13 protein-coding genes are annotated in these 12,984 nt (G+C 63.3%); 7 read left to right on the top strand and 6 right to left on the bottom strand.

Annotation, left to right across the window (positions count from 1 at the left end; all coding sequences use genetic code 11):
- Window positions 1-21: 21 nt before the first annotated feature.
- Window positions 22-918, top strand: a complete 897-nt coding sequence (locus NKJ17_RS07800; RefSeq protein WP_023719100.1) for a LysR family transcriptional regulator — start codon at window positions 22-24, stop codon at window positions 916-918.
- Between the two features lie 256 nt (window positions 919-1,174).
- Here NKJ17_RS07800 and NKJ17_RS07795 read toward each other — a convergent pair whose 3' ends face one another.
- The 3 genes from NKJ17_RS07795 to NKJ17_RS07785 all read right to left on the bottom strand — a co-directional run bounded on the left by NKJ17_RS07795 (window position 1,175) and on the right by NKJ17_RS07785 (window position 5,592).
- The gene (locus tag NKJ17_RS07795; protein ID WP_352687806.1) at window positions 1,175-1,672 is read right to left on the bottom strand and encodes a methyltransferase family protein; all 498 of its coding nucleotides are present in this window, start codon (window positions 1,670-1,672) and stop codon (window positions 1,175-1,177) included.
- An 838-nt stretch (window positions 1,673-2,510) separates the two neighbouring features.
- Window positions 2,511-4,562, bottom strand: a complete 2,052-nt coding sequence (locus NKJ17_RS07790) for an elongation factor G (RefSeq protein ID WP_352687804.1) — start codon at window positions 4,560-4,562, stop codon at window positions 2,511-2,513.
- A 163-nt stretch (window positions 4,563-4,725) separates the two neighbouring features.
- Entirely contained in the window at window positions 4,726-5,592 is an 867-nt protein-coding gene (locus NKJ17_RS07785; protein WP_352506732.1) for an alpha/beta fold hydrolase, read from the bottom strand.
- A 146-nt stretch (window positions 5,593-5,738) separates the two neighbouring features.
- Between NKJ17_RS07785 and NKJ17_RS07780 the strand changes: the two genes are divergently transcribed.
- The gene (locus NKJ17_RS07780) at window positions 5,739-6,335 is read left to right on the top strand and encodes a methyltransferase family protein (protein ID WP_352687802.1); all 597 of its coding nucleotides are present in this window, start codon (window positions 5,739-5,741) and stop codon (window positions 6,333-6,335) included.
- A 30-nt stretch (window positions 6,336-6,365) separates the two neighbouring features.
- Window positions 6,366-6,761 carry a (R)-mandelonitrile lyase gene (locus tag NKJ17_RS07775; RefSeq protein ID WP_352687800.1) on the top strand — a complete coding sequence of 132 codons (396 nt, stop codon included), beginning with the start codon at window positions 6,366-6,368 and terminating at the stop codon, window positions 6,759-6,761.
- Window positions 6,762-6,767: 6 nt separating this feature from the next.
- Here the strand turns inward: NKJ17_RS07775 and NKJ17_RS07770 are convergent, their stop codons facing one another.
- Window positions 6,768-7,970 (bottom strand): pyridoxal phosphate-dependent aminotransferase, encoded by a 1,203-nt coding sequence (locus tag NKJ17_RS07770; RefSeq protein ID WP_352687798.1) that lies wholly within the window; start codon window positions 7,968-7,970, stop codon window positions 6,768-6,770.
- Window positions 7,971-8,173: 203 nt separating this feature from the next.
- On the opposite strand from NKJ17_RS07770, the gene NKJ17_RS07765 reads away from it, so the two are divergent.
- The 3 genes from NKJ17_RS07765 to NKJ17_RS07755 all read left to right on the top strand — a co-directional run bounded on the left by NKJ17_RS07765 (window position 8,174) and on the right by NKJ17_RS07755 (window position 10,784).
- On the top strand, window positions 8,174-9,067 hold the full coding sequence (locus NKJ17_RS07765; RefSeq protein ID WP_352687796.1) for an EAL domain-containing protein: 894 nt from the start codon (window positions 8,174-8,176) through the stop codon (window positions 9,065-9,067).
- On the top strand, window positions 9,064-9,918 hold the full coding sequence (locus NKJ17_RS07760) for an EAL domain-containing protein (RefSeq protein ID WP_352506737.1): 855 nt from the start codon (window positions 9,064-9,066) through the stop codon (window positions 9,916-9,918). The genes NKJ17_RS07765 and NKJ17_RS07760 overlap by 4 nt, the downstream gene beginning before the upstream one ends.
- Before the next feature lie 257 nt (window positions 9,919-10,175).
- Window positions 10,176-10,784, top strand: a complete 609-nt coding sequence (locus NKJ17_RS07755; protein ID WP_352506738.1) for a glutathione S-transferase family protein — start codon at window positions 10,176-10,178, stop codon at window positions 10,782-10,784.
- A 617-nt stretch (window positions 10,785-11,401) separates the two neighbouring features.
- On the opposite strand, the gene NKJ17_RS07745 is transcribed toward NKJ17_RS07755, so the two are convergent.
- Window positions 11,402-11,614, bottom strand: a complete 213-nt coding sequence (locus NKJ17_RS07745; RefSeq protein WP_023678332.1) for a cold-shock protein — start codon at window positions 11,612-11,614, stop codon at window positions 11,402-11,404.
- A 298-nt stretch (window positions 11,615-11,912) separates the two neighbouring features.
- On the opposite strand from NKJ17_RS07745, the gene NKJ17_RS07740 reads away from it, so the two are divergent.
- Complete coding sequence (locus NKJ17_RS07740) at window positions 11,913-12,239, top strand: hypothetical protein (protein ID WP_352477837.1); 327 nt, start codon at window positions 11,913-11,915, stop codon at window positions 12,237-12,239.
- 51 nt (window positions 12,240-12,290) lie between these two features.
- Here the strand turns inward: NKJ17_RS07740 and NKJ17_RS07735 are convergent, their stop codons facing one another.
- Window positions 12,291-12,863: a methylated-DNA--[protein]-cysteine S-methyltransferase gene (locus NKJ17_RS07735; protein ID WP_352687794.1), complete on the bottom strand. Its 573-nt coding sequence runs from the start codon at window positions 12,861-12,863 to the stop codon at window positions 12,291-12,293.
- Window positions 12,864-12,984 lie beyond the last annotated feature (121 nt).

The following is a 12,984-nucleotide window of genomic DNA, read 5'->3' as shown; positions in this document are numbered from 1 at the left end:
AAAACAGGACGAGGGGAAATCATGGCGTTGGATTGGGACAAGCTACGCGTGTTTCACGCCGCGGCGGAAGCGGGGTCGTTCACCCATGCCGCGGAAACACTGCATTTGTCGCAATCGGCGATCTCGCGGCAGGTCAGCGCGCTCGAGCATGACGTCGGCGTGCCGCTGTTCAATCGCCATGCCCGCGGCCTGGTGCTGACCGAGCAAGGCGAGATGCTGTTCCGCACGGCACACGACGTGCTGATGAAGCTTGAAACCATCAAATCGCGACTGACCGAAACCAAGGACCGGCCCTCCGGCGTGCTCAGGGTGACGACCACGGTCGGCCTCGGCGCCGGCTGGCTGACCGAGCGCGTGCAGGAATTCATTGAGCTCTATCCCGAGGTCAGCCTGCAGCTCATCCTGGCCAATGAGGAGCTCGATCTCACCATGCGCCAGGCCGACTGCGCCATCAGGCTGCGCCAGCCGCAGCAGCCGGACCTCATCCAGCGCCGCCTGTTCACCGTGCATTTCCATCTCTACGCGGCGCCCTCCTATGTGAATAAATACGGCAAGCCGAATTCGATCGCCGAGCTGAAGGCCCATCGCATCGTCACCTTCGGCGTCCCGGTGCCGGCGCATCTGTCGGAACTGAACTGGCTGGAGACGGTCGGCGATTTCGAAGGCGGGCAAAGGGTGCCGACGCTGCAGATCAACGACATACTGTCGATCAAGCGGGCGGTGCAGGGCGGCGCCGGCATCGCCATGCTGCCGGATTATGTGGTCAGCAAGGATTCCGGGCTGGTGCAGTTGTTGCCCGAAACCGAAGTGCCGTCCTTCGATACCTATTTCGCCTATCCCGACGCGATGAAGAACCAGGCGAAGCTGCATGTCTTCCGCGATTTCATCATCGCCAAGGCGCGCAGCTGGTCGTTTTAGTTACCAGTGCCGCTCGTCGACTTCTGAGCAACGTCGGGCGATTGGCGAAGGCTTCGGCGAATTCGTCCTTCTTCCCGTCAGTATATGGGGAGAAGCTGGCGGCAGCCAGATGAGGGGCAGCGCCAGCCTTTGTCGCACTTGCCCTTCGATGGGCAGTCCTGATGCCCCCTCATCGCCCTGCCGGGCACTTCTCCCCGTATAGTGACGGGGAGAAGGAGCTGTCCCGCCGGTTTCGCCAATTGTCGGCGTCCAGAAATTACCCGCGCCAAGGCGTCAGCCGGGGCAGCCAGCCTGGTACGGCCCGGCGGTAGGCTTCGTATTCGGCGCCGTAGCGGCGGGCAAGCGTCGGTTCCTCATATAGTTTCACGAAGGAGATCATGGCGGCCGCGGCGATGACTAGATAGGCGGCGACCGTCCCGCTCGAAAACAGCAGTGTCTGGCCGAGGACGATCGACAGCACGGCGACGTACATCGGGTTGCGGACATGGCGATAAATGCCGCCGACGACCAGCCTCTCGGTCGGCGCGACCGGGGCTGGCGTACCCAGGCCCTCCAGGGCAAAACGGGCAAAGGCGTGCAGCAGCACGATTGTGCCGGCGACAATCAGCAGCCAGCCCACAGGAACGAAACCGGGCAGTCTCGACCAGGGCAGGCGATAGCGATCGGTCAGCAGCCAAGGCAGCAGTCCGGCGACCACGCCGGGCGCTGCCGCAAGGAAGATGACGCTGCCGGCGATCGCCGATGTGGCTCGCATATAGCTCTCCTTACGGGTGCGGCCTTGAACGGTCTCCTGCAAAGCGCTTCAGGTCTTGTCCGGCATGTAACCCAAACCGCTACACCCTCAGGTCAAGCTCGATGGCGGGCTTTTTGGGCGGCATGCACCAGCAAGGTCTGGCTGCCGAAAAAACAAACGCGTGCTGCACGATTCCACGTCATTCTGCGTTTTTCGACTTTCCGAGCAGGAATCGCTGCTGATTCGCGGCTGCGGATCGATTTTTGCCTTGCCGCACGCTGTATTTCAGCGATTCAACTGGTCCTATTGCGCTTCGGGACGGATTAGACCACAGCCGGCGCCTTTTTGCATGTGAGTGTTGCAAAATAGATGCTTGTTTCTTGGGCATGAAGAGCACATATATAGATCATCTCCTGAGCGCGTTCTCCTCCCATTAGCGCTCTCGAGTGTTCCCCTCTGGAGGTTAGCCTTAACAGGCACTTCCAATCAAACTCAGCCGGGTCTTCATTGATCCGGCTTTTTTGTTGCCCGAAACCAACACTTCGCCGGAAAATCGGCCGGAACTGGCGCGTAACAGTGACATGTAACCTCGGGTAACATGCGTTGGCACGCCAAATCGGGTAAGCAGAGCATAGGACGCGGTGTGGCTCGTCCGGGGGATGGGGGCATCACTCGGACGACCCGGGCTCAGGCAGCTACCGCGTCCGAACCATCCTCCGCCGCCAGACACCGGCGGCAAGCATGCGGCGGACCTGCCGTTTCGCCTCCCACGAAGACGGTCCGCAACGAAACGGCGCCCGAATGATCCGGGCGCCGTTTCCTTGTGTGCATCCTTGTGCTCTGGCCGCCGCAAGCTGTTTCAGGCGGCCTTGCCGTTGGCGTTCAGCGCTTCGTCGGCCAACCGCCCGGTGAGTTCGGCCATGTGGTCGAAGACGGCCCGATAGCTGGCGACACCAGCCGTGGCCGAGCGCAGCTCGATGATGAGGTCGCCGATCTCGGCCTGCGGCATGGTCGCCTCAACCACGTCCCATCCCGGCCAGTCGGGCCGCGCGTCGTAGCCGAGGATCTGGCCGCGCCGCTGCGGGATCAGCGCGATGATCTTCGACGTCGCATCCGACGGCGTGACGATCTCGACCTTCATCACCGGTTCGAGCAGCACCGGTGAGCAGGCGGCCATGCCTTCCTTCATCGCCAGCTTCGCCGCCATCTGGAAGGCCATGTCGGAGGAATCCACCGCATGGTAGGAGCCGTCGGAAAGGTTGACGGCAACATCGACGACCGGAAAGCCGAGCGGGCCGGATTTCAGGTAATCGCGCACGCCGGTCTCGACCGACTGGATGTACGTCTTCGGCACGACGCCGCCGGTGATCGTATCGGTGAACTGGAAACCGGACCCGCGCGGCAGCGGCTTGATCTCCAGCACGACGTCGCCGAACTGGCCGTGGCCGCCCGACTGTTTCTTGTGGCGGCCGCGCTGCTGCGTCGCTTTTCGGATAGTCTCCCGATACGGCACGGCCGGCACATGGCCTTCGACCGGGATCTGGTTCTTGCCTTCCAGCCGCTCGCGCACGACGCGCAGATGCATCTCGCCATGACCGGACAGTACGGTTTCGGCTGAATCCTGGTTGTGATGCAGACTGAGCGAGGGATCTTCCTCGGCCAGGCGCTGGATGGCCGCCGACATCTTGACCTCGTCCTTGCGCTCTTTCGGCCGCAGCGCGAAGGCGAAGACCGGTTGCGGCGGCGCCAGCGTAACCAGAGGCTTGATGCCGCCCTTGGTCGAGCTCAGCGTCTGGCCGGTCCTGACGGCGTCCAGCTTGCCGAGCGCCACCGTGTCGCCGGCCTTGGCCGAAGTCAGCTTGACCTGGTCCTTGCCGAGCATCTTGTAGATGCCGGAGACCTTTGCCGTCTCGCCGCTGGGAAGGAACAGCTCGGCGGCGTCGGCGACCTGACCGGACAGGATGCGCGAGACCGACAGCTTGCCGCCATGCGCGGTGTGGATGGTCTTCATCACCTGGACCACGGTGGCATTGCCGTCGGGAGCGCCGAGACGCTGGCGCGTCGCCGCGATATCGGGTGCGTCGTGACGGATCGCCTTCAACAGGCGCAGCACACCGTTGCCCTTCTCGGCGGTGCCGATCAGCACCGGCGTCACCGTGCCGTCGCGCAGATCCGCGGCGAGGTCATCGAAGATCGCGTCCTTTGGCGGTTCGATCTCGTCCAGCAATTGCTCCATCAGGCGGTCGTCATGGTCGGCGAGCGTCTCCAGCATGGAAAAGCGCGCCTCGAGCTCGCGCGCCTTGTCGTCGCTCGGGATCTGGGCGACCTCGCTCTCGGCATATTCGCGATAGATGTAGGCACGCTCCAGAGCGAGGTCGATCGAGCCGATGACGACGCCGTCCTTGCGCAGCGGGATCTGGCGCAGCAGCAATGGCACCGTGCTTGCCGGCTGCAGCATCTTCAGCGTGTCGCGCACGCCTGATATCGCCTTGTCGACCTTGTTCAGGAACAGCATACGCGGCACGCCGAGATCGTCGAGCTTGCGCATGATCAGCTGCAGGGCAGGGATCTTCTTCTCGTCAGCCTCGGCGACGACCACGGCGACGTCGCAGGCAGCCAGCACCGGCTCGGCTTCGAAGGAGAATTCGATGGAGCCGGGACAATCGACGAAGGTGAACGGCTCGCCCATGAAATCGGTTGTGGCGAAGGTCGCCTCGACGCTCATGCCGTGAGCGCGCGCTTCCGGCGAATGATCGGAAACGGTATTTCCGGACGAAACGGGATTCTGGCGGGGAATGGCGCCTGTACGGGCGAGTATGGCTTCGAGAAGTGTCGTCTTACCGCTTGCAAAGGGACCGACTATGGCAATGCATTTCGGTCCCGTGCGTCGTCCTCCGGCGCGAGTACCCATGGCTGACCTCCACTCAGGCGTTTCCCTGTGAGCGGCGGCCGGCCTGTCGGCCGTCGCGGGCGAGGCTTTTTTCAATTTGCCACCTACCCAAAGGGCATCGTCCCACGGGCAGGCCGGGAGGGCAAGGGATTTGAGGTTGAAGGGATTTGAAGTTGGGGCCGGTTCAGCCGGTGCCGGTTCGGCGCGACGCCAGTGGCGTTGCCTCAATGCGCTGCACTGACACCGTCTCGGCAAAGCGCGCGAGCAACGGATTGAACAGGTCCGCACGCTCCCAGAAAGGCGCATGCCCGGCACCGGGAATGATGTGGCAATGCTCCCACAGCGAGCCGTAGGCGAGCGTTTCAAAATAGCCGAGCCGGACGAACGGGTCGTTCTCGCCATTGACGACGGCGACCGGAAACGCGGCCTGCTCGATCACCTGTCTCTGGTCGGCGCCCTTGCCGGTGAGCATGCCGCGCGTCACCGCGGCGCGCAGCCGGCCGTCGGTACGCAGGATGGTTTTGCGAAAGGACGGGTCGGCGGTGTCTCCGAAGCAGAGCGTTTCGAAGCGCTCGGCATCGCGTTCGGAATACGTCTTTTTGGACGCCAGTAGCATGTCCCAATGCGCATGGAAGCCGCGCAGCATGCCGAAAGGACCCTTCGATACCGGCGGCGCGCCGGTCAGCATCAGCCCGCCGACGGCGCGGTGAAAACTCGCGAGCTCGATTGCCACGTGCCCGCCAAGAGACCAGCCGAAGACAACGGCGCGACCGATGCCCAAGGCATCGAGGAGCTGAGCCGCCGATTGGGCAAGGCCGGCGATGGTGTAGTCCGTCGCCGGATCGCGGGCGTCCGACGATTCGCCATGGCCGGGCAGGTCGAAAGCAATCAGCCGATGGGCGGCGGCCAACGGGCTGTCGAACTGGCGGGCGAATACGGTGCGCGAACTGCCCGAGCCGTGGATCAGGACAAGCGGGATGCCGGGTCCCGACGACTGGCTGAGGCGCAAATCCGCTTGCGGCGTGCGGATCGTGCGGTGGGAAACGGCCATATCCGGTTGGACCTTCGAATTGTCTCGAGGTCAACATCGCATGCTGAGGTCACCATGTTGTTTAGAACGGTGGTTAAGAAATGATTTCTCGGTTTCTGCCGGCTATGATGGCCGAATCCACCACAGCTAACCCCCGGAGCCTGATGATGGAATCCACGCTCGACCTTCTCCTCTCGATCAGCAGCATCGCGACGCTCGGCCAATATGCCTGGTCGATGCGCGGGCATTTCCAGTCGCCGAGCATGTCTCAAGGCGCCATGATCATTTCGGCCGTCGTGGTCGGCACGGCGCTGTTCTTTCTGGCGCTGCTGTGGATCGAGCGGCAACCGGTTGCAGCGAAGATCGGCGGGTTTGCCGTCGAACTGGCAAGCTCGGCGCTGTTCTGGTGGGCGATCTCGGTTTCGCGCAAGGCGCGGCTGCGTTTCGCGTTTGATCCGGACAATCCCGACAGCCTGGTGACCGAAGGCCCTTATAGCCATGTCCGTCATCCGTTCTACACATCCTACATCATCTTCTGGATCGGATGGGGTATCGCGACCTGGTCGGTGTGGGCGGTCGTGCCGGTCGCCGGCATCGTTGCGATCTATGTGATCGCGGCCTTGGACGAAGAGCGAAAATTTTCACGTACAAGGTTGGCCGGTGCCTACCAGGCCTATAGCGGACGTGCCGGCCTGTTCTGGCCGCGTTTTGCCCGCAGCCGGCAGGAGATGCAGCCGGCATCGGACGAAAGTGGTAGTCTCTAAGACACTGGATTGGATCGAGGATTTGCGACGATGAAGATTATTGGCTGTGGCAGCGTGCCGACGATTGTTGCGCCGGAAAAATACTTCACTGGCCGGGTTTTGCAGACGCCGATCATCGAGAAGGAGGCACCGGCGCGGCTACGCGCCACGCTGGTCAGATTCGAGCCCGGCGCCCGGACCCACTGGCATACGCATCCGCTCGGCCAGACGCTCTACGTCACGTCCGGTGCCGGTCTCGCGCAAAGCTGGGGCGGGCCGATCCAGGAGATCAGGGCCGGCGACGTCGTCTCCTTTGCGCCCGGCGAAAAGCACTGGCACGGCGCCGCGCCGAAATCGGCGATGACGCACATCGCCATGCAGGAGGCGCTGGAGGGCGTGCATGCCGACTGGCTGGAGAAGGTCAGCGACGAGCAGTATGGCGGCTGAAACGTCTCAGACCAGCGCGGCGGTGAAGCGCTGGATGCGCGTGCAGGCTTCTTCGAGCAGAGCCTCCGACGTGGCGTAGGAGATGCGGAAGTTCGGGCCGAGGCCAAAGGCCGAGCCGAAAACAACCGCCACGCCCTCGGCCTCGAGCAGTTCCGAGCAAAAGGTTTCGTCGCTGTCGATCACCTTGCCGCTCTTGGTCGTCTTGCCGATCAGCTGGGCACAGGAGGGATAGACGTAGAACGCACCCTCCGGCGATGGGCAGGTGATGCCGCGCGCCTGGTTGAGCATCGAGACGACGAGATCGCGCCGGCCCTGGAAGATCGCCTTGTTCTTCGGGATGAAATCCTGCGGCCCGTTCAGCGCTTCGACCGCCGCCCATTGGGCGATGGTGCAGGCGCCGGAGGTCTGCTGGCCCTGGATCATGTCCATCGCCTTGATCAGCGGCACCGGGCCTGCCGCATAGCCGATGCGCCAGCCGGTCATGGCATAGGCTTTGGACACGCCGTTCATGGTCAGCGTGCGCTCATAGAGCTTAGGCTCGACCTCGGCGATGGTCTTGAAGACGAAGTCGCCATAGGTCAGGTGCTCGTACATGTCGTCGGTCAGCACCCAGACATGGGAATGCTTCAACAGTACGTCGGCCAGGCTCTTGAGCTCCGCTTCGGTATAGGCGGCGCCCGAAGGGTTCGACGGCGAGTTCATCAACAGCCATTTGGTGCGCGGCGTGATCGCCTTTTCCAGCACGGCCGCCGTCAGCTTGAAGCCGTTGTCGATCGAGGTGTCGGCAAAGGTCGAGGTGCCGCCGCAGATCGCCACCATTTCGGGATAGCTCACCCAGTAAGGCCGCGGGATGATCACCTCGTCGCCGGGGTTCAGCGTCGCCATGAAGGCGTTGAACAGGATCTGCTTGCCGCCGGTGCCGACGATGGTCTGCTCCGGCCGGTAGTCGAGATTGTTCTCGCGCTTGAATTTTTTCGCGATCGCCTCGCGCAGCGGCACGATGCCGGAGACCGGCGGATATTTCGTCTCGCCGCGGCGGATGGCCTCGATCGCGGCGCTCTTGATGTTGTCGGGGGTGTCGAAGTCCGGCTCGCCGGCGCCCAGCCCGATCACGTCGCGGCCGGCGTTTTTCAGCTCGCGCGCCTTCTGCGTCACCGCGATGGTCGCGGAAGGCTTTACGCGGGAAAGGGCGTCGGCAAGAAAGGCCATGACAGATATCTCCAGGAAGACCGGCGCGGCGAAGGCGCCGCGGCGCCTCTCATGTCGCATCATCTGGTCAAGCGCAAGCCCAGCGCAGGCATTGTCGAATGAGCCAGCGCGCAATGCTGGCAACAATAAATTCATCAACGATCGGTAAAAGCTTGAACGGCAGGGACCGTAGCCGGTCCGCCAGTCTCGCATAGCGAGGAACCGTGACGCGCAGCATCGAGCTTGCCCATATCATCCGCCATGATGACGGCACCGCCAGCGGTGTCTGGGGGGTCTATACGCTGCAAAGCGCGTTCCAGCCGATCTTCGCCTTCAACAAGGGCAAGCTGTCCGTCGTCGCGTTCGAGGGGCTGATCCGGCCGTTCCGCGACGGCGAGCCGCAGCCGCCAATGAGTTTCTTCAACAGCTGTCCGGCGGTCGATCGCCTGCATATCGAGGCGCTGACACGGACGCTGCACCTGCTGAACGCCGGCGCCTGCCTGCCGCGAGACGCCTCCATCTTCATCAACTTCGATCCATCGGTGTTCACCGACCGCGGCATCGCCGACAAGGCGCTGCGCGACATGCGACTGGTGCTGCACGAGGCCGACATCGATCCGCGCCGCGTCGTCTGCGAGGTCACCGAGCAGAAATCGGCGTCGCAGGAAACGCTCTACAATTTCGTCGAGGCGCTCAGGGGCAATGGTTTGCGCATTGCGGTCGACGATTACGGCGCCGACGAATCCGACATCAATCGCATCAAGGAACTCAGGCCAGACATCGTCAAGTTCGACGCCGACTGGATCATGACGCTGATGGAGTCCGGTGCCGGCTTCGCCTTGCTGACCGCCATGGTGACAAGCTTCGAAGAGCAAGGCATCCGTACGGTGTTCGAGGGCATCGAGACGGGCTGGCAGCTCGAGCTTGCCGAAAAGTCGGGCGCCTCGATGGTGCAGGGCTATGTGCTGGCGCGCCCCGAGCTTGCGCCAACCAGCTTCCACGTCTTCGACAAGAGCGGGCAGGCGGCCGCGGTGCCGGCCGATGCTGAGAAGGTTTCTGCGGCCGTTTCGCCATCGCGGCGGCCGATGCGGGCCTTTGGCCGCAGGGTGACATCGTGACCGGGCGGGCCGACATGCGGCGCAAGGTCGGCGAGGCGATCTTTGCCGACGAGGTCGGCATCGAATATGGCGTCTACGGCGCATTCCGGCTGAGGAGCGCCTACCAGCCGGTCTTCGCGCCGCGCGGCAGGTTTCTCGCCGCCGTCGCGGTCGAGGGACTGATCGAGCCGCATCGTGCAGGCAGGCCGGTGGCGCCTCAAATCTTCTTCGAAGGTGTGCCGGCAGCGGATCGGCTGTTTGTCGAAACCATGTGCCGGGTGCTGCATTTGCGCAACTTCCGCAACATCGGCGTCGACGGGCTCGACCTGTTTTTCAACTACAATCCGCTGATCAACGATGACCCCGCACGGGCGCTGGCCGAAATCAGGCTGATGACCAGGCATCTGGCGGATTTCGGCCTGCATCCCGGCATGCTGGTCTGCGAGATCACCGAGCAGGCTGCCGGCGACAAGGTGCTTGTCAGCCTGGCGCGCGAGATGCGGCGCGACGGCGTCCGCATTGCCATCGACGATTTCGGCACAGGGCATTCTACCGAAGAAAGGGTCGCCCTCGTGCAGCCCGACATCGTCAAGATCGACGGCACCTGGTTCGCCGAATTCTGCCGCCATGCCGCCGCCGAGCGGTTTTTCCGGCCGCTGGTTTCGACGCTGCACGATCGCGGCGCCAAGGTGCTGGTCGAAGGCGTCGAGAACGCCACGCATCTGCGCGTCGCGCTGGATGGCGGCGTCGACCTGCTGCAGGGCTTTTACCTTGCCCGGCCGGCGCTGGCCGGAACGCTGTTCGACGAGGAGCCGCTGTCGATCGACAGGCTGCTTGGCAGGGACAGCAACGTCATCCCCTTGTTCGGCTAGGATATGCCGATATTCAAGTGATGCCGGCCTGCGAACGGGGGGTCCTGCGCTTCCAGTGCTCACGTACCCAAACAGTACGCTCCGGTTCTCGGAACCCGCCCTTCTCGGCTCGGCCTGACTTGAATCTCGACATATCCTGTAATGCATCAGCGGCGCTGATGGTTACGCCAAAACAAATCACTGGATGAAGCCGCCGCTGCCGCGATAGAGGCTGGATCAAGCCTTGAGACGGGTGGTTGCGAGCAAGGGGAGCATCGATGATACTCTATGGAATGATCGACAGCGGCAATTGCTACAAGCCGCGCCTGTTGATGGCCAAGCTCGGCATCCCTTTCACCAATGTCGAGGTCAGCTCGCATACCGGCGAGACGCGCAAGCCCGACTATGTCGCCAAGAACCCGAACGCCATGGTGCCGCTGCTCGAACTCGACGACGGCCGGCGGCTGGCCGAATCCAACGCCATCCTGCTCTACCTCGCCGAAGGCACGCGGTTTCTGCCGGCGGACAGATACGAACGCGCGCTGGCCTATCAGTGGCTGTTCTTCGAGCAATACAGCCACGAGCCTTATATCGCGGTGCGCAGAGCGCTGCTCACCTTTCCAGAACGCGCGAAAGACGCGACACCCGAGCGGCTGGCGGTGACGCTGGAGCGCGGCAACAAGGCGCTCGGCGTCATGGACCAGCACCTGGCCGGGAGCAGCTTCTTCGCGGGCAGTGCGCTCAGCGTCGCCGACATCGCGCTCTATGCCTATACGCATACGGCCGAGACGGGCGGGTTTCAGCTCGACGCCTATCCGGCGGTTGCCGCCTGGCTGCAACGGGTCGAGGCCGATCCGGGGCATGTGCCGCTGGACTGGTTGCCTTAGTCATGCTTGTCGCCGCTTCGCGGCTCGCTCCGGGCGTTGGGCTTGTGGCCTTCGGCCAGTGGCGTGAATGCTCGCACGCCTTTGCTCAACGAGGGCAGTTTTGCGTAGGCCTCCCAAAACGAGGGAGTGGCAAAATGATTCACAGAGGCCGGGTCCGGCCGGCGCGATGATCAGCCAAGGCCTGCTCGGCAAGCTTGTCCAGCCTGCCGCCCTTGGCGTCGGCTTCGATCTCCCGGTCCCACATGTCGGCTTGCAGCGCCTCGAACCATGCGGCAAACGCCTTGAGCTCTTCGGGGCCTTAGTTCGGCGACGGATTTCTCAATCTGTTCAAGCTTGCTCATGGTCGATGGTACAATGACCGGGGTAAAAACAACCACAAAGTGGTCCCATAGGACCAAGGCGACGGTTCACCGGATTTCAGACAGCAAAAAGGCGGGACAAAATCCCGCCTTCCCATGCTTGGTAGCCTGATCGGGAGCGTTTTGGCCGGGCCGGCAGCAATCTGCTGCTTCGGCTTGTCGGGTCTTTCGCTCCGGCGCGCTTCTCGCGCGACCGCCAGTACATCCGTGACTTGCCGCGCGCCCCGGGCTATCGCCCGGCGCGCGCCATTTTCAAGATCAGGCCGCCTTGCTCAGAGATCCAGCGGACGACTTGCCAGTGCGGCGGTCCTGCTCGATCTCGAAGTTGATCTTCTGGCCTTCGACCAGGGTCGACAGTCCAGCACGCTCGACTGCGGAGATGTGGACGAAAACGTCCGCGCCGCCGCTATCAGGCTGAATGAAGCCGAAACCCTTGGTGGAATTAAACCACTTGACCGTACCTGTTGCCATTTCGATAGTCCTTACGTTTGCTTTAGTTTGACTGGACCGAAACCCAGCCGGTTTGTATCGAGATTTTGGAGATAGAACGTCAGCAAACGCGAATATCGCGAGGCCCGGATCGATCGGCCGAAATATCAATGGACCGCATATAATATGCCTTCGCGCAAAAAACAAGACGGGGCGGAAAATGGCACGGCGGCAACGCTGCCCAACGGCCGCCCCAATCGCGTGAGAGCGTCGTCGTTGCGCGCCTGACGCGGGAGGATCGCGCCGGCTTCGGGCGCGACTGGGTTTTGGGGAGAGGGACATGAAAATCGTTCTGCTTGCCGCTTGCCTGACGCTGGTGGCCGCCGAGGCGCAGGCGGTCTCGCGCTACGACCCGACCCGCATGAGCTGCGGCAAGGTGCAGGCGACGATCGCGCGCGAGGGGGCGGTCATCCTGCGCTACAGATCGACGCGCGTGCCGGGCCTGGCGCTCTACGACCGCTATGTGCGGAGCCAGCAATTCTGCGACATCGGCGAGGTCAGGGCGCGGGCCTCGGTGCCGAGTGCCGATACGAATTCGTGCACCGTCTACAAGTGCAAGCGGGTGGAGATCGACCGGCGCTTCCGCCGGCGCCTGCTTCCGGATTAGGCTGGTCGAGATGGTGCGCGGGGTGCCGGCCTCACCTGAATATCAGCACAGCTAAAACCCGAACGACACCTGCGCTGGGGGCGGCGGGCCGACGCGTACGCCTTCCATTGCCAGCATCTTTTCCTTGGTGGCCGAGCCGCCGGGCGCGGAAAATCCGCCGATCTTGCCGCCGGCGGCAAGGATGCGATGGCAAGGGATGACCAGCGGCACCGGGTTGGCGCCGAGCGCCGCGCCTGTCTCACGCGCCAGCCCGGCATGGCCGGCGCGTTTGGCCAGTTCGCCATAGGTGGTGGTTTCGCCGAAGGCGAGCTTTCGCGCCGCGTCATAGATCGCCAGGCGGAACTCGTCGACGCCGCTGAGATCGACCGGCACGCCGGAGAAATCGATAACCTCGCCGGCGGCATAGGCCTTGATCGACGCGATCAGCTCGGCAACCCATTGCGGCTCGGGCTTCACGGCTTGTTCGACGTCGGAGGCATGGCGCAGCAGCCGGCGCTCTACCGCGTCCTGGTTGCGCTGCGACAGGCAGAGCCGGGTTAGCCCGGCTTCGCTCCAGGCGATGCCCATGAAGCCGAGCACGGTTTCGAAGACCGCGTGGCCAGCGGTGGCATGAGAGGCGTCCATGGCGTGCTCCTTTCCGGAATCCTTCGAAGTACAAATCCAGAACAATATCGCATTTCCCGGCCCGGATCGCCACCCGAAAACCACCGTCTACCGCGGATTGCCCGGGGAAAGATGCTGGTGT

The organism is Mesorhizobium sp. M0208 (assembly GCF_040322015.1).
Classification (GTDB): domain Bacteria; phylum Pseudomonadota; class Alphaproteobacteria; order Rhizobiales; family Rhizobiaceae; genus Mesorhizobium.
The sequence above is the reverse complement of the archived record's forward strand: the minus strand, read 5'-3'. Positions and strand labels throughout refer to the sequence as shown.